Raw genomic sequence first — 16,943 nt, 5'->3', positions numbered from 1 at the left:
ACGCCTGCTGACCAGACCCGATCATGGTCACCGGGTCGGAGCGTGGGCAGCCAACGGGTTGACGAGGGTGCCGACGAACTGCAGCGCCGCCGACGGGTCGGACAGGTCGATCATCTGCTGGTTGTCGCGCAACTGGAGCCGGTTGAGGCAGGACAGCGTGAACTCCGGTGCGAACAGGTCGTAGTGGCGGACCCGCTCGGCCAGGTGCGGCACCCGGTCGAAGTAGTCGGCGGCGCAGGTCGCGACCGTACGCCAGAAGTCGTCCTCGGCGAGCACACCGGCCTCGACCAGCACCGCGTTGAGGTGGCGCAGGAAGCAGTCCACCACGTCGGTGAAGATGGTCAGCAGCTTGGTGTCGTCGGGCACGTCGACCCGGATCCGTTCCACCTCGGCGGGCAGCTCGACCTCGTCGCTCATCACCGCGATCTCCTCGGCGATGTCCTTGAAGATCACCCGCTGGACCGTGTCGTGCTCGTCGAGGACCAGGATGACGTTCTCGCCGTGCGGCATGAAGGCCAGGTCGTGGGCGTAGAAGCTGTGCAGCAGCGGGGTCAGGTAGGCGTCCAGGTAGCGGCGCAGCCACACCTCGGGGGCCAGGCCGGACCGGGCGATCAGCGCCGCCGCCAGTGAGCCACCCTCGTCGTCGACGTGCAGCAGCGCGGCCATGGTGGACAGTCGCTGTCCCGGCGCGAGGTCGGGCACCGGGCTCTCCCGCCACAGGGCGGCCAACATCTTGCGGTAGGGGGAGGTGCGGTCGGTCGCCGCCTCGTACTGCCGGTGCCGGTAACCCACGGCGGCCCGCTCCCGGATGACGGTCAGGCCGGTGCCGGTCAGCACCTCGTCGGAGGCGATCAGCTCGGCCAGCCAGTCGTTGATCGCCGGGGTGGCCGCCATGTACGCCGCCGACAGCCCTCGCATGAAGCCCATGTTCAGCACCGACAACGCGGTCTTCACGTAGTGCCGGTGTGGCGCGGTGACGTTGAAGAAGGTGCGGATGGACTGCTGGGCGAGGTACACGTCCGGCCCCGGGCCGAGGTGCACCAGCCGGCGCGCGGCCAACTCCCCGGCGAAGGTGACCGCCAGCTTGTTCCACCACTGCCACGGGTGCGCGGGGATCAGGTGGTAGTCGGCGAGGTCCAGCCCGAGATCGGTCATCGTGGCCGCGAACCGGGCCCGGGTCTCGGCGTCCAGCTCGCTCTCGATCAGCGTGTCGTAGTCGAGGTCGGCGGCGCTGCTGAACGTCGAGTGGTCCCGGTGCGCGGCGAGCCACTCCAGCCGGACCGGTGCGGCGGCCTCCGGCGCGTACCTGTGGTATTCGTCGACGCCGAAGCCGAGCCGGCCGTTGTTGGCCACGAAGCACGGGTGGCCCTCGGTCATCGACGTCTCGATGGTCTGGAAGTCCGCGTCGGCCAGTTCGGCGGCGCTCGGCGCGGCCTGGGAGAGCTTGTACGCGGTGCCGGCCAGCGTCGAGGTGATCTCCTCCAGGTAGACCGGGAGCACCCGCGCGGAGAGCCCGAGGGTGCCGCGCAGCTCGACGATCAGGTCCACCGCGTCGGGCGGCAGCGTCGTGTCGTCGCGGTGCCGGGTGATGCTGTCCGCGTCGATCTGCCAGTGCGCCAGGGCCAGGACCCGCGCGGCGAACCGGTAGGTGACCGTGCCGTCGTCGCTGCGCACCTCGTACCACTGCCGGTCGTCCGGACCCGGCACCGGCTGCGGGGTGAGCAGCCGCTCGTGGGTGAACTCGGCGAGCGCCTTGCGGACCAGCAGCCGGTTGGCCCGGGCCCAACGCTGGGGGGTGAGATGCCCGACCGGGTCGCCGATGCTGTCATAGGCGGCGGCGGTCTGGGCGGGGACGGCGGTGGCGGTCACGCCGGGGCTCCTTCGGTTCGGGTGGCGGCGGCGCGGTCGGCAGCGGCGCGGTCGGCAGCGGCCTGGAACTGGGCTCGGGTGCAGACGCTGAGCAGCGCGTCCTTCTCGGGCTTGACGATCGGGCCGACGGCGGTGAAGCCGACGGCGGCGTTCAGCGCGTGCACCGCGGTGTTGCGGACGTCCGGCTCGACCACGACCCGACGGGTCGCCGGGTCGGCGAAGAGCCAGGCCATGACGGTGGTGAGCACCGCCCGGGTGAAGCCGTGCACCGGAGTGCCGACCGGCGCGCAGAGGAAGTGCATGCCCACGTCACCGGGCTGGTGGTCGTAGAGGCCGACCAGCTCGACGTGGGCCGGGTCGTAGCGTTCGGCGAGGAACGCGGGACTCCCCCGCCACAGCCCCAGGTACGCGTCGTGGTGCGGGTGCGCGGCGATCTGCCGGTACTCGTCGGCCACCCGGGTCACGTCGGCGTCCTGCATCAGCCAGAACGCCGCCTTCGGGTGGGTCACCCAGGTGTGCAGCAGCGCGGCGTCGGCGTCGGCGTCGAGCGGACGCAGCGCGAACCCACCGAGCCGATCGTCGAGGCGGGTGAAGACGGCGCTCACGACGTCACCCCGAACTCCTGGAAGGTGATGCTCTTCTCGATCGGGTAGTGCTCCCGGCCGAGCAGCTCCCGGATGATCCAGGAGTTGCGGTAGGCGCCCATCCCCAGGTCCGGTGAGGTGATGCTGTGCGTGTGGGTGCCCGCGTTCTGCAGGAAGATGCCCCGCCCGCTGTGGTCGATGCTGTAGTTGCGGGCCACGTCGAAGCGGCCGTGCGCATCCCAGCGGATCCGATCGCGCACCGGCGCGAGGAACTCCGGCACCCGGTAGTGGTAGCCGGTGGCCAGGACGAGGCCCTCCGTACGCAGCGTGAGGTCCCGTTCCTGCTCGACCTGACGCAACCCCAACGTGTACGCGCCGTCCTGGTGCGCGGCGCTGACCAGCTCGGTGTTGGTGAGCAGGCGGGTGTTCACCGGCCCGTTGACGCTCAGCGCGTACAGCAGGTCGAAGATGTCGTTGATCAGGTCGGCGTTGATCCCCTTGAACAGGCCCTTCTGGTCGGACTCCAGCCGGTAGCGGGTCGCCTCGGGCAGGGCGTGGAAGTAGTCCACGTAGTCCGGTGAGGTCATCTCCAGCGTCAGCTTCGTGTATTCCAGCGGGAAGAACCGCGGCGACCGGGTCACCCAGTTGAGTTGGTAGCCGTACCTGTCGATGTCGCCGAGCAGGTCGTGGTAGACCTCGGCGGCGCTCTGTCCGCTGCCCACCACGGTGATGCTGCGCTTGGTGCGCAGCGCCGTCCGTTGCTCCAGGTAGCGGGAGTTGTGCACGGCGTCGCCGGGCAGGTCGGCGACCGCGTCGGGCAGGTGCGGCGGCGTGCCCGTGCCGAGCACCAGGTGCCGGGCGCGATATTCGACGGTCTCCCCCGTGCCGGTGCTGGCCCGCACCACGTACCGCTGGTCGGCGGTGTCGAACTCCACAGTGGTCACGGTCTGACCGAAGCGCAGGTTCGGCAGCTTCGCCGCCGCCCACCGGCAGTACGCGTCGTATTCGCTGCGCAGGGGGTAGAAGCTCTCCCGGATGTAGAACGGGTAGAGCCGGCCGATCTCCTTGAGGTAGTTGAGGAAGGAGTACGGCGAGGTCGGGTCGGCGAGGCTGACCAGGTCGGCGATGAACGGGGTCTGCAACCGGGCCGACTCCAGCAGCATGCCGGGGTGCCAGGCGAGGCTCGGCCGGGCCTCCAGGAACACCCCGTCCAGGTCGTCGATGGGCGCGGTGAGGCAGGCCAGCCCCAGGTTGTACGGGCCCAGCCCGATGGCGATGAAGTCGTGGGTGGACATCCGGGTCTCCAGGCGCGAATTCGGGTTCACCGGCATCAGCCGACGTGGCAGGTCGGTCGGCATCAGCCGACGTGGCAGGTCAGCTCGGCGGCGACGTGGTCGTGCACGTACCGGCCGGCGTGGGTGGCGATCAGGTCCAGCACGTAGCCGACGTCGTCGACGGTGGTGGCCGGGTTGAGCAGGGTGAACTTCAGGAAGTGTCGGCCGTCGACCCGGGTGCCGGCGACCACGGCGAGACCGGACGCCGCGAGGGCCTCCCGGGCGTGCAGGTTGGCGGCGTCGGCGAGGCCCCGGCCCGCCCCGGTGGGGAGGTACCGGAAGACCACGGTGCTCAGGTCGGAGCGGGTCACCACCTCGAATCGGGGGTCCTCGCTGACCAACTGCCACGCGTCGGCGGCCCGGTCGATCACCTCGTCGAAGAGCGCGCCGAGGGCGTCCGGCCCCATCACCCGCAGGGTCAGCCAGAGCTTCAGCGCGTCGAAGCGGCGGGTGGTCTGCAGGCTCTTGTCGACCTGGTTGGGGATGCGCTGCTGCACCATCCGGGCCGGGTTGAGGTAGTCGGCGTGGTAGGTGGCGTGCCGCAGCGCCTGCCGGTCGCGGACCAGCAGCGCGCTGGAGCTGACCGGCTGGAAGAAGGACTTGTGGAAGTCGACGGTCACCGAGTCGGCCCGCTCGATGCCGTCGAGCAGGTGCCGCCGCGTCGGCGAGACGAGCAGCCCACAGCCGTACGCGGCGTCGACGTGCAGCCAGACGCCTGTCGCCGCGCGGATCTCGGCCAGCTCCGGGAGCGGGTCGATGGAGCCGAAGTCGGTGGTGCCGGCGGTGGCCACGACGGCCATCACCACCAGGCCGGCCTGCCGGCACCGCGCGATCTCCTCGCGGACGGCGGCCGGGCGGATCCGCCGCCGGGCGTCGGTGGGCACCGCGATCACGGCGTCCGGGGCGAGGCCGAGCAGCTTGGCCGACTTCTGCACGCTGAAGTGACCGGCGGCGGAGGTGAGTACGCGCAGCCGGGGCAGCAACTCGGCGCGCGCCGCCGGCCCGATCGCGTCGGCGCACGCCTCCTCCCGGGCCAGCAGCAGGGCCTGGAGGTTGGACTGGCTGCCGCCGCTGGTGAAGACACCATCCGCGGTGGGACCGAGGCCGATCCGTTCGGCGGTCCAGTCGATCAGCCGTCGCTCGATCAGTGTCGCTCCGGCGCTCTGGTCCCAGGTGTCCAGCGACGAGTTCACGGCGGTGAGCACCGCCTCGCCGAGCAGCGCCGGGATCGCCACCGGGCAGTTGAGGTGGGCCAGGTAGCGGGGGTGGTGGAACCAGACGGCGTCGCGCAGGTAGACGTCCTCCAGCTCGTCGAGCGCGGCGCTCGCGTCGCCCAGCGGCCGGTCCAGGTTTACCCGGTCCACCAGGGGGGCCAGCTCGGCCGGCGTGATGCCGGTGAGCGGGCGGTCCACCGTGGCCACCCGGCGGGCGACCCGGTCGACGCCCTCGGCGATGGTCCGCCGATACTGCTCGACCGAGCCGTCCTGCAACAGGTGGGCCCGCGCGGCGGCCGGCGCCGGTCGTGGCGCGGTGGTCTCGACGGGGTACGTCGGCACGGTCACTGGATGTCCTTCCACGTTCTCGACGAGGGCAGCCGGAACCACCCCCGGGGCGGTCGCGCGCCTCCCGGGGGCAGTGCTGTCGATCAAGGGGTGGTCGGGTCGACCGAGGCAGCGGGGTTAGGTTAGCCTAACCTCGGTCATTGTCAACAGCGGTTCGCCGTCACACCACTGGGGAGCCCCACACGTGAATGCTCGGCGTTTCCGCGACCCGTGGGGCGTACCGCACCTGCGGGCCGACGACCCCCTCGCGCTGGCGGCGGCGCAGGGCCGGGTGACCGCGTACGACCGGGCGTGGCAGCTCGAGGTGGAACGGCACCGCGCCCAGGGCAGCAGCGCCACCTTCCTCGGCGTCGACGCGCTCGGCTGGGACCGGTTCGCCCGGCAGGTCCGGCTCGACGACACCGCACGCCGCTGCCACGCGACACTCGACCCGGCGACCGCCGAGTGGGTGGGCGCGTACGTGGACGGGGTCAACGAGAGCCTCGCCACCGGGGCGGCACGCGCGCCGGAGTTCGCCAAGACCGGGCTGCGACCGGGCCGGTGGGAGCCGTGGACACCGCTGGCGGTCTGGCTGGGCCACCACATCCTGTTCGCGGGGTTCCCGAGCAAGCTCTGGCGTGAGCACGTGGCGCAGCGGCTCGGCCCGGACGCGGTCGACGCGTTCGCCACCGACGGTCCCGCCGTGGCCGGCAGCAACGGGTGGCTGCTCGCCGCCGCGCGCACCGGCACCGGCGCCGCGCTGCTCGCCGGTGACCCGCACCGGTTCCTGGAGGATCCCGGCGTCTACCAGCAGATCCGGTTGGCCTGCCCGGAGTACGACGTGGTCGGGCTGGCGGTGCCGGGCGTGCCGGGCATCGCGCACTTCGGGCACACCGGCGCGGTGGCCTGGTCGATCACCAACGCGATGGCCGACTACCAGGACCTGTACGTCGAGCAACTGCGCCGCGACGGCGAGCAGGTGCAGGCCCTCGGCCCGGACGGTTGGCGGCCGGTGCACGTCCACGTCGAGACGATCCTGGTGGCCGGGGCCGACCCGGTCCAGGTGGAGGTGGTGGAGACCGACCGGGGTCCGGTGATCAGCGGCGGGCCGGACGACGCGACGGCGATCAGCCTGCGCTACCCGCCCCGGGTCCGCGCCGAGCTGGGCTTCGCGACGCTGCCGGAGCTGCTGCGCGCCCGCACCGTGACCGATGTGGACCACGCGCTGCGGCACTGGGTGGAGCCGGTCAACGTGGTGCAGGCGGCGGACACCGCCGGTGGGCTGCTGCACCGGGTCGCCGGGGCGGTGCCGGTACGGCATCCGGACAACGGCCGGCGGGTGGTCCCCGCCTGGGAGGCCGCGCACGCCTGGCAGGGTTGGTACGCGCCGATGCCCCGGGCCGAGGTGGTCGGCCGGGCGGTGATGGCCAACGAGCGAGGGCTGGCGGCGCCGCTCGGCGTCGAGTTCGCCCCACCGCACCGGGCAGACCGGATCGCCGAACTGCTCGACGCCGGGCACGCCTGGACGGCCGACGCGGTGGCCGCGGTGCACACCGACACACACCTGGGCTCCGCCGGACCGCTGCTGGCGGTGCTGGCCGAGTCGACCGGCCTCGGTCCGACCGCCGCCGCGCTGCGTGAACGGCTGCTGCGCTGGGACCGGCGGATGGCCGCCGACAGCACCGACGCGGCGGAGTTCGCCCTCCTGCGGGCCGCGGTCGTCCGCCGGTTCGCCGCCCACCCGGCGCTGGCCGCGCTGGCCGAGCCGCCCGCGTACCCCGAGGTTTTCGCGCCCTGGTTGGCACTGACCCCGCGCGTCGGTCACGCGCTGGAGCACCTGGTCGGCGCGGCCCCGCTGCCTGGTGTGGACGTGGCCGCGCTGGTGCGCGCCGCGGCCGAGGAGGTCGCCGAAGCGGCGGACTGCCCGGTGCGGTGGGGGGACCTGCACCGGCTCGCGGCGTGGCGGGCGCTGCCCGACCCGGATCTCGGACCCGGCCCCGGACTCGACGGCGACCACGACTGTGTGCTGGCCACCTCCAGCGTGCCCGGGGTCACCCACTGGTGCTTCCGGGGGCCGGCGGCGCGCTTCGTCTGGGACCTGGCCCGGCGCGAGGACAGCCGTTGGGTGGTCCCGCTGGGCGCCAGCGGGGTGCCCGGCGACCCGCACCACGACGACCAGACCGCCGCCTGGCTGGCCGGAAGACTGTTGCCGGTGACCACCTCCTGGGACCAGCTCATCGAGGAGCGGGACTGACACGGCCGCCGGCCGGGATGCCGAGGCACCCGACCGGCGGCCGGTCACACGGGCGTCAGCGCAGACCGAACGCCCGGGTGATGTGCTGACTCACGGTGTTGCCGGCGGCGTCCCGCGCGGTGGTGCGCAGGCTCACGAAGCCGGCCTTCGCCGGTGCGGCGAGCGAGGTACGCCAACCGTCCCCGTGCCGGCTCAAGCGCTGCTTCTGCCAGGTCGCCCCGTCGTCGTAGGACACCTCGACGGTGACCGCGCCGACCGTGCCCGAGACACCGGGCAGGTGGGCGGCGACCACCGTCAACGGTGCCCGCCGCGACGCCGTGCCGGCGGAGTCGAGGGCCACCCGGTAGTCCACCTGGATCATCGGCAGCACCGCCGACGACTCCTCCCCGGTGGCGGCCGAGGTGAAGCCCCACTCGGTGCGGGTCTGCCGGGAGTACGGGTTGGTCCAGGCGGCCCGGTCGTTCTCCACCACCAACCGGTACGGCAGACGCTGCGCCGCCAGGCCGGAGACCTGGAGATACTCGGCGTTGCCCCAGTTCAGCTCCCGGTCACCCTGGTAGAGGGTGGTCCGGTTGACCATGTCGTAGTTGGCGCGCGCCTCACCGATGTGACCACCCCCGTCGCCCCAGCCGGGCGCGGGCAGGTAGAGGGTGTCCAGGTAGCGCACCGGCACGTAACCCCCACCCATCCGGGGTCGCTGGATCGGCCCGAACCACTCGACGGCGCTCGGCCGGCCGGCCGGATAGGTGGCCACCTCCATCAGGTGCTGGCCCGTCTCGCCGACGATGTACGCGTCGTCGATCCACCGCTCGCCGGCGGTCACCCAGTCGGTGCGCCGACCCTGGGCCGGGACGGTCTCCTGGTTGCCCGAGGCCATGCCCTTCCAGACGTCGGTGCGGAACTCCAGCGCCTTGCCCGGCCGGTAGTTGCGGAACTCCACGTCGACCCGGGCCAGGTCCCGCTTGGCCGGCCGGTAGGTGGGGTCGGCCGGCACCGTTCCCGTCCAGTGGTGCGCCACGTCGTACAGGTAGGTGGTCTCCGGGTGCGACTCGGCGGTCAGCCGCACCGGGCCGTGGCCCAGCGCCGCGATGAGCTGGTCGCCCTCGTCGGCGGTCAGCGTCGCCACGGTCACCGGGGCCGGACTCTGCGGGCTCCACGGCGTCTCGTCCCAGGGGTCGAGCCGACCGACGCCGTCGTTGACCACCAGCAGCAGCGTCGCCCCGGCCGCCGCGACGGCCCGCGCCTGGGTGGCGATTTCCACGGTGTCGCTGCGCCGCACCACCACCGCCCGGTCCCGGACCGGACGCTTGGCCAGCCCGGCCGCCGAGGTGTCGGCGACGTAGACCGCGTCCAGCTGGCGACGACCGGCCGGCAGCGCGGGGGTCGCCCGCTTCACCAGCAGATCGTCGTACGCGCGGCCGGCCGCGGAGATCGTCAACGCCGGCTGTTCGAGCCGCCACCGGGCACCGAACTCGAACTCGCCGTCGGTGACCTTGCGGCTCGTCGGCAACGCCCACATGCTGTCGTACGAGTCGTTGGGCAGCACCTGACTCTCGGTGAGGCCGTTAGCGGTGGACCGGTGGATGTCCATCCGCAGCGAGGTGGCTGTGACCTGCTGCGGCACCGTGGCCCGTACCTGCCGGGCGGCCCGCGCGTCCAGGGTGACGGTGCGGTCGCGGTCCAGGTTGACGTCGGTGAAGCTGAGCATCGCCATGCCCTTGGAACGCGGACCGTTCACGCCGCGCACGTCCGCGGTGATCCAGCCGGTCCAACTCGCCACCGGCAGCCGCAGCGTGGCGGTGCCGCTCTCGGGCAGGTCCACGGCGGTGAACAGCCCGTCGGTGGTGAGGATGACCTTGCCGACGAGCGGTTTGCCGTCCCGGTCCTTGGCGACGAGCGTCAGGTTCTGCCGCTGACCCTCCTTGCCGGCGCCGATCAGGGTGCGACCGCGGACCACACCGGCGTCGTCGGTGGCGACGATCATGCCGCTGACCTGCTTCTCCACCGGCAGCTTGTCGTACGCCGCGGTCAGCGTGACCGTGGCGGTGCCGCCGGTGGGCACGGTCACCCGGTCGGCGGAGAGGGCGAAGAGGCCGGTCGGCGCGGTGGTCGCGTCGAGGGCCAGCTTCAGCGTGACCGGCGCGGTGCCGAGGTTCGTGTAGGTGACCGTCCGGTCGACGGTCCTGCCCGGCTGCTGCGGCCAGGCCTGGAAGCCGGAGTACGCGCTCGGGGTGGCGAAGACGGTGGCCCGGGTGGCGGCGACCGCGTCGACGCGGCCGGCACCCGCCTGGTACGGGGTGTACTCCGGAGTGGTCTTGACCGTGCTGACCAGCGCCTCCTTGATGCGCTGACCGGTCCAGTCCGGGTGCGCCGCGGCAACCAGCGCCGCCGTGCCGGCCACGTGCGGGGTGGCCATCGACGTGCCGCTCATCAGCGTGTAGTCCCCCGACCCACCGCGTACGTAGTGGGAGCGGGCCGCCAGGATGTCCACGCCGGGCGCGGTGATCTCGGGCTTGAGCCCGCCGTCGCCGGCCCGGGGTCCCTGGCTGGAGAAGTCGGCGAGGTGGTCGGTGGCGTCGACGGCGCCCACGGTGAGCGCGGAGTCCGCGGCTCCCGGGCTGCCGATGCTGTTCGGCCCGCCATTGCCGGCGGCGATCACGAACAGCGCGCCGGTCTCGGCGCTGAGCCGCTCGACAGCCTGGCTCATCGGGTCACTGCCGTCGGTGGCCTCGCCGCCCAGGCTCATGCTGACGACCCGGGCCTTCTGCTCGCGGGCCGCCCACTCCATGCCGGCGATGATCCAGGAGTCCTGCCCGCTGCCCTCGCTGTTGAGCACCTTGCCGATGTGCAGGCGGGCACCGGGGGCGACGCCCCGCTCGACCCCGCCGGACGCGGCGCCGGTGCCGGCGATCGTCGAGGCGACGTGTGTCCCGTGGCCCTTGTAGTCGAGGATGTCCGGCTCCGTGGGCACGAAGCTACTGGACTCGGCGATCTGACCGGCGAGGTCCGGGTGCTCGGCGTCGGCGCCGGAGTCGAGGACCGCGACGTCGACACCGGTGGCGGTGTTGCCCCCGGCCCAGACCGTCGGGGCGCCGATCTGCGCGGTGGAGTCGGCCAGGTCGGCGTGGACCCGTCCGTCCAGCCAGACCTTGGCGATGCCGTTGGCGAGGGTCGGGGCGGCACCCGTACGCCGGGCGGTGCCGGCGGTGAGAGCGGTCCAGAACCGGTCGGCGGTGGCGCGCTGGCGCGTCAGCGCGGCACCCCGCACGCTGTCGAGCGGGCGGACCAGCTCGGAGCCGTCCACTGTGGGGCGGGTGCGGGCGCGGACCGCCGCGTCGGTCATCGTGACGATCAGCGGCAGCTTGTCCGTGTGGGTGTCGTCGTAGCCGTCGGCGATCAGCTCGGTGACGTTGAACAGCTGCCGGTCCAGCGCGCCGCTGGTGACGTACGGCAGCGCGCTGTCCGGGTAGACGTACGTGTCGCCGTTTTGCACGGTGCGGTGGAAGGTCGGCGTACTGCCGTCCGGGCGGCGCACGGTCGACACGGTGCTGCCGTCCGCCGCGGTGCTCACCGTGACCGTGTCACCGGTGATCAGCGTGACGGTGGACGCGCGTCCGGCGGCGGCCGGAGGAAGGCCGACCGGGCGGTCGGGGGTGGTCGGCGGGGCGGCGGACGCCCCCGCGGCGGGTGGGGTGAACCCGGCCGCCAGGGTGAGGGCGGTGCCGAGGGCGATCAGCCCGGATCGGCGACGCCGGCGAGACAGAGCCAAGATGACCTCTTTGCGTCGAGAAGTGGTACGCCGCACAGCATCGACGCAACACCCACCCCCGACGCCCACCAACCCCCGACGCACTTACGCCATGGCACAAACCCGCCACCCGCCCTGGCGGCCGCGCCCCGCCCCACCGGGTTGATCAAGAGATTTGCGTCAGGATTCCGGCTTCCGGTGACGCAAACTTCTTGATCAACCCGGTCGTGGGTGGGGGTGGGTGGGTTAGCTGGAGGGGCGGGTTAGCAGGGCGGCTAGCCGGTCGAGTTGGGTCGGGTCGGACAGGGCTGAGCCGACCGCCGCCACCCGTACGCCGGCTTGCAGGAACGCCTCGGCGTTGCCCGCGTCCAGGCCGCCGGTCGCGACGAAGCGCAACTGCGGCAGCGGGCCGGCCATGGCCTTGAACCAGGCCGGTCCGAGCGAGATCGCGGGGAACGCCTTGAGCCAGGTGAGCCCGTGCCGCAGCGCCTGCTGGGCCTCGGTGGGGGTGGCCACACCGGGCAGGTGCGGCAGACCACGGGCGGCCGCCGCGTCGGCGATCGCGAGGTCCAGGCCGGGCGCCACGGTGAACCGGGCGCCCGCGTCGGCGGCAGCGGCGACCTGCTCGATGTCGAGCACGGTGCCCGCGCCCACGATCCGGCCCCGCGCGGTGCCCGCCTCGACGGCGGCGCGCAGCGACGCTACGGCGTCCGGGGTGGCCACCGGCACCTCCACCACGTCGATGCCGAGGTCCCAGGCTCGCTCGGCGAGCCGAACGGTCTCGGCGACCGGCAGGCCGCGCAGGATCGCCATCACCCGGGCGCTGCCGAAGATGTGCTCGAAGTCCGCTGTGGTCATGGTGCACTCCATCCGAGATCGCGGTGAATCTGTTGCCTGCTGGCCGGATCGAACGCCGACCTGGCCGGGTCGAACGCCGACCTGGCCGGGTCGAGCGCCGACCTGGCCGGGTCGGACTGCGACGGTATGACTCAGGTCGTCGCCAGGGCGCCGGTCAGGTCGAGCGGCGACCAGGCCTCGACGGGGGCGTCGATCAGCCTCTCGAACCAGGCCCATGCCGGGACCGGGGCGTTGTCGCCGCTGCTGGTCAACGCCTGTGCCGCGACGAGGTGCCCGAGGCGCAGGCGTCGCACGGGATCCAGGCCGCGGAGCAACCCGGCCAGGTAGCCGGCCGCGAACGCGTCTCCGGCGCCGACCGGCTCCACCACCTTCACCAGGGGCGCGGACACGAAGACCGGCTCGGCGTCCCGGCACAGTGCGGTGGCACCCACCGCGCCATCCTTGACCACCACCGTCTCCGGCCCGGGCAACAGCCGGCGTACGGCCATCGGGTCGGCGGTGCCCCACAGCGTCTCCGCCTCGTCCTGCCCGACGAAGACCAGGTCGCTGCGGTCGGCCAGGTCGCGCAGCACCGGCGCGGCCTGCGCGGCGGGCCACAACCGGCCCCGGTGGTTGACGTCGAAGCTGACAAGTGCCCCCGCCAGCGGCCGGTCCGCCACGGCGTGCTCGACAAGCGCCCGGCAGGAGGCGGAGAGCACCGGCGTGATGCCGGACAGGTGCAGCACCCGGGCACCGGTCAGCTCTGGTGCGGCAAGCGTGCCGGGATCCATCCGGGAGGCCGCCGAGCCCGCCCGGTAGTAGTGCACGGCGGTGCCCTCCGGGCTCGGGTCCTTGACGTACAGGCCGGTGGGGGCGGCCGGGTCCACGCTGACCTGGTCGACGTGGACGCCGGTGGCGGCGACGTGCCGGACGACGGCCCGGCCGAAGGGGTCGTCGCCGACCCTGCTCACCCAGGCCGCCCGGTGCCCCAGCCGCGCCAGGTAACCGGCCACGTTGGATTCCGCGCCGCCGACCGACACAGCGACCCGGTCGGCGTGCTCCAACGGCTCGCCCGGCGCGGGGCAGAGCACCACCATCGTCTCCCCGACCGTGGCCACCTCGATCGGCGCGGAGCCCGGGACGGTCGCGTCGTCAGGTGGGGAGTCGGTCGGCATCGGGCACACGTCCTCGCGGCGGGGGTGCTGGGCGTCGCCGAGCCTAGGTGTTGGAACGCGAGGCGAGCAACCCGTCATACGTCACACCCATCGGCGCTCAGGGCAATGTCAACGAGTAAGCGGCGAGCACCTCCCCGATCGGCTGGTAGTAGGTGGTGCCGCCGGAGGTGCAGTTGCCGCTGCCGCCGGAGAGGATGCCGAGGATGGTGCCGGTGGAGGCCACGTAGAGCGGCCCGCCGCTGTCGCCCGGCTCGGCGCAGATGTTGGTGCGGATCAGGCCGTAGATCACGCCGGTGGCGTAGTTGACGGTCTGGTTGAGGCCGGTGACGGTGCCGCACCGCACGCCGGTGGTGACGCCGCTGCGACAGACCGCCTGACCGACGTACGCGGTGCCGGGTCCGTGGATGGTCAGCAGACCCGGGTACGTGTAGACCGCGCTCGGGTGGGCGATCCGCCCGGTGTAGCGGATCAGCCCGTAGTCGTTGGTGGGGTAGCTGGTGGCGGTGCGGGTGCCGAGCACGGTGGTCTGCGCACTGTCGGTGTACCAGGTGGCGGCGGCGGTGGTGCAGTGCCCGGCGGTGATCACGTAGTAGGTGCTGCCGCTGCGCGCGTTCGCGCCGAGCGAGCAGCGCGCGCCACCGCCGTAGATGCCCTGCCCACCGGCGATCAGGGGGCGCAGCGTTCCGGGTTCGCGGCGCAGCGCCACGCCGGCCCGGTCGGTCACCGCCCGCAGTGCGGCCAGCTCGCTCGGGGCCACGGTGTCGTCGACGGTGAGGGTCATCCGGCCGGTGGCGGGGTCGAGGCCCCAGGCGGTGCCGGCGGTGCGTACCCCGGAAAGCACGGCGGCCGCGTCGGCGGCCCGGTGGGGGCCGGCGGCCCGCGCCGTGCTGGGCGTGCCGAGCAGGAGGGTGGTCAGGACGAGGGCGACGAGCGGGGAGCGGCGCATCCGAACCTCCGCGAGGATCGAGCATGATGGATGCCCCCAAGCATCGCCCCGGGTCCGCCGCCGTGGCAACCTCCGGCCGTCCCCTCGCCGACCGGCGGGAATCGCCGATCCGGAGACGGAGCCCACCGACGCCGCCGATAATCCTCGGGAACACGGCGGGAGGCCGGGCATGACCACCGGAGAAGACGCGGCGCTGGTACGCCGGATGGAGGGGTCGACCCGGGCCACGCTGCTGGAGTTGCTCTTCGACGTCGTCTTCGTGGCCGCCCTCGCGTTGCTGTCGACACTGTTGACCGAGGAGCGCACCTGGGCCGGCAGCGCCAAGGTGCTGCTGATGCTGACCGCCATCTGGTGGACCTGGTCGCTCACCGCGACCACCACCGAGTTCTACGATCCGCGGCAGCGCCCGATCCAGGCCGTCCTGATGATCGCCATGGTCGGCTCGGTGGGGATGGCGGTGGCGCTGCCGATGGTCAGCGTCGCCCACCTGCTGCTCTTCGTGATCTCGTACGTCGGCACGCACGTGACGCGCTGCATCATCCTGGTCGTCGCCCTGCACCGGCAGGGGCACCGGACGGCCAGGGAGCGGGCCACCCGTTTTTTGTTCTGGTTCACGGTGTCCGGCGTCTTCTGGTTCGCCGGGGCGCTGTCCCACCGTCCGAACTGGGTGCTCTGGACCATCGCCATCACGATCGACCTGGTGGCCGGGGCAGCGCGCTACCCCACCCCCCGGCTGGGCAAGGTGCCCATCGAGCAGTACAAGCGGATCACCGGGCACCTGGGCGAGCGGTACCAGCAGTTCGTCATCCTGGCCCTCGGCGACATCATCCTGTTGCCGACCCTGCAGGTCAGCCGCGGCGAACTCGAATTTCTCCGGGTCGTCGCCCTGCTCTGCGCATTCGCCACCATGCTGCTGCTCTGGCAGATCTACGTGTTCCGCGCCAGCGAGTTGTTGGTGGCGGCCGAGGCCAGGGCGCCCCGGCCGGTACGGCTGGCTCCGTACACCCACCTGGCGCTGCTCGCCAGTGTGGTCGCCACGGCGGCCTCGTTCGAGATGGTCGTTCGCCATCCGACCGGAACGACACCGGTGCGGTGGCTCGTGTTGATCATCGGCGGCCCGGCGCTGTTCGTGCTCGGTCGCGTCCTGTTCGCCCTGCTGGTGGGCTGGACCGTGCCGTGGCGGCGGGTGGCCTGGCAGCTCACGCCCCTGCTGGTGCTGCCGTGGGCTGGCGGCTGGCCGCCGCTGCTGGTCGCCGCCGTCGTGGCGCTCGCGCTGGCCGGTCACGTCCTCGTCCCCGTCGGAGACCGGGAGACCACGCCGGGGCTGGACGTCCGGCGAACCGACGACTGACCTCGGACGAGGTGCGGGCCGGCCGGCACCGCCCACCTCCCTGACCGGCGGGAATCGCCGATCCGGGGACGGTCTCCACCGGCACCGCCGATAATTCTCGGGAGACACGGCGGGAGGCCGGGCATGACCACCGGAGGCACCGCGGCACTGGTACGCCGGCCGGACGGGTCAACTCGGGCCACGCTGCTGGAACTGCTCTTCGACGTGGTCTTCGTGGCCTCACTCGCGCTGACCTCGACGCTGCTCGCGGAACGCCACACCTGGGCCGGCGCGGCGACGGTGCTGCTGATGTTGACGGCGATCTGGTGGACCTGGTCGGTCACCTCCACCACCACCGAGTTCTACGACCCGCAGCAGCGCCCCATCCAGACCATCCTGATGGTCGCCATGGTCGGGTCGGTGGGGATGGGCGCCTCGCTGCCGAAGGTCACCAGCGGGCACGCGCTGGTCTTCGCCACGGCGTACGTCGGCACGCACGTGATTCGCGGCATCATCCTGATCACGAAGTTGCACCAGCAGCGGCACCGGTCCGCCATGATCCGCGCCACCCGGTTCCTGTTCTGGTTCCTGGTGTCCGGCGTCTTCTGGATCAGCGGCGCGCTGTCCGACACGGCCCTCTGGACCCTCTGGACCATCGCCATCACGATCGACCTGGTCTCCGCGGCGGCCCGCTACCCCACGCCCGGGTTGGGTCGGGTGCCCTTCGACCAGTACGAGCGGACCACGGCGCACCTGGGAGAGCGGTACCAGCAGTTCGTCATCCTGGCCCTCGGCGACATCATCCTGGTGCCCACCCTGCAGGTCAGCCGGGGCGAGTTCGCCGGGCTCCGGGTCGCCGCGCTGTTCTGCGCGTTCGCCATCATGTTGCTGCTCTGGCAGGTCTACGTGTTCCGGGCCGGCGAACTGCTGGAGGCCGGCGCGAGGGCGGGGCGGCCGGCGCGGGTGGCCCCGTACACCCATCTGGTGATGCTGGCCGGCGTGGTCGCCACGGCGGCCTCGTTCGACCGGGTCGTCAGCCGGCCGACGGGCACGACACCGGTGGGGTGGCTCCTGCTGATCCTGGGTGGTCCGGCGCTGTTCGTGCTCGGCCGCGTCCTGTTCACCCTGCTGGTGTCCATGGTCGTGCCGTGGCGGCGAATGCTCTGCCTCCCCCTGCCGCTGCTGACCCTGCCCTGGGCCGGCCGGTGGCCGCCGCTGCTGGTCACCACGACCGTGGCGCTCGGGCTGGCCGCGCACATCCTGATACCGGGAGCGGCCCGGGAGACCACGCCGGGTCTGCGGGTGCGGCAACCCGACGACTGACG

General features: G+C 72.6%; 11 protein-coding genes. 3 read left to right on the top strand and 8 right to left on the bottom strand.

Annotation, left to right across the window (positions count from 1 at the left end; translation table 11 throughout):
• Nucleotides 1–27 precede the first annotated feature (27 nt).
• The 4 genes from AB0C01_RS25525 to AB0C01_RS25510 form a co-directional block, all read right to left on the bottom strand.
• On the bottom strand, nt 28–1,869 hold the full coding sequence (locus AB0C01_RS25525; RefSeq protein ID WP_357572311.1) for an IucA/IucC family siderophore biosynthesis protein: 1,842 nt from the start codon (nt 1,867–1,869) through the stop codon (nt 28–30).
• Nucleotides 1,866–2,474: a GNAT family N-acetyltransferase gene (locus AB0C01_RS25520; protein WP_357572310.1), complete on the bottom strand. Its 609-nt coding sequence runs from the start codon at nt 2,472–2,474 to the stop codon at nt 1,866–1,868. Before AB0C01_RS25520 ends, AB0C01_RS25525 begins: the two co-directional genes overlap by 4 nt.
• Entirely contained in the window at nt 2,471–3,748 is a 1,278-nt protein-coding gene (locus AB0C01_RS25515; protein ID WP_357572397.1) for a SidA/IucD/PvdA family monooxygenase, read from the bottom strand. The genes AB0C01_RS25520 and AB0C01_RS25515 overlap by 4 nt, the downstream gene beginning before the upstream one ends.
• Nucleotides 3,749–3,810: 62 nt before the next feature.
• Complete coding sequence (locus AB0C01_RS25510) at nt 3,811–5,349, bottom strand: aspartate aminotransferase family protein (RefSeq protein WP_357572309.1); 1,539 nt, start codon at nt 5,347–5,349, stop codon at nt 3,811–3,813.
• A gap of 184 nt (nt 5,350–5,533) precedes the next feature.
• Here AB0C01_RS25510 and AB0C01_RS25505 point away from each other — a divergent pair, with 184 nt between their 5' ends.
• Entirely contained in the window at nt 5,534–7,582 is a 2,049-nt protein-coding gene (locus AB0C01_RS25505) for a penicillin acylase family protein (RefSeq protein WP_357253198.1), read from the top strand.
• Nucleotides 7,583–7,637: 55 nt separating this feature from the next.
• Here AB0C01_RS25505 and AB0C01_RS25500 read toward each other — a convergent pair whose 3' ends face one another.
• From AB0C01_RS25500 to AB0C01_RS25485, 4 genes are all read right to left on the bottom strand, one after another.
• On the bottom strand, nt 7,638–11,351 hold the full coding sequence (locus tag AB0C01_RS25500; protein WP_357572308.1) for a S8 family serine peptidase: 3,714 nt from the start codon (nt 11,349–11,351) through the stop codon (nt 7,638–7,640).
• Nucleotides 11,352–11,576: 225 nt separating this feature from the next.
• Nucleotides 11,577–12,188, bottom strand: a complete 612-nt coding sequence (locus AB0C01_RS25495; RefSeq protein ID WP_357572307.1) for a bifunctional 4-hydroxy-2-oxoglutarate aldolase/2-dehydro-3-deoxy-phosphogluconate aldolase — start codon at nt 12,186–12,188, stop codon at nt 11,577–11,579.
• A 131-nt stretch (nt 12,189–12,319) separates the two neighbouring features.
• Nucleotides 12,320–13,342 carry a sugar kinase gene (locus AB0C01_RS25490; protein WP_357572306.1) on the bottom strand — a complete coding sequence of 341 codons (1,023 nt, stop codon included), beginning with the start codon at nt 13,340–13,342 and terminating at the stop codon, nt 12,320–12,322.
• 97 nt (nt 13,343–13,439) lie between these two features.
• The gene (locus AB0C01_RS25485) at nt 13,440–14,288 is read right to left on the bottom strand and encodes a S1 family peptidase (RefSeq protein ID WP_357253206.1); all 849 of its coding nucleotides are present in this window, start codon (nt 14,286–14,288) and stop codon (nt 13,440–13,442) included.
• Between the two features lie 169 nt (nt 14,289–14,457).
• On the opposite strand from AB0C01_RS25485, the gene AB0C01_RS25480 reads away from it, so the two are divergent.
• Together AB0C01_RS25480 and AB0C01_RS25475 are read left to right on the top strand one after the other, a co-directional pair.
• Complete coding sequence (locus tag AB0C01_RS25480; RefSeq protein WP_357572305.1) at nt 14,458–15,639, top strand: low temperature requirement protein A; 1,182 nt, start codon at nt 14,458–14,460, stop codon at nt 15,637–15,639.
• Nucleotides 15,640–15,762: 123 nt separating this feature from the next.
• Nucleotides 15,763–16,941, top strand: a complete 1,179-nt coding sequence (locus AB0C01_RS25475) for a low temperature requirement protein A (protein ID WP_357253210.1) — start codon at nt 15,763–15,765, stop codon at nt 16,939–16,941.
• Nucleotides 16,942–16,943 lie beyond the last annotated feature (2 nt).

The sequence above is a fragment of the Micromonospora sp. NPDC048905 genome (assembly GCF_040649655.1).
Classification (GTDB): Bacteria; Actinomycetota; Actinomycetes; order Mycobacteriales; family Micromonosporaceae; genus Micromonospora.
The sequence above is the reverse complement of the archived record's forward strand: the minus strand, read 5'-3'. Positions and strand labels throughout refer to the sequence as shown.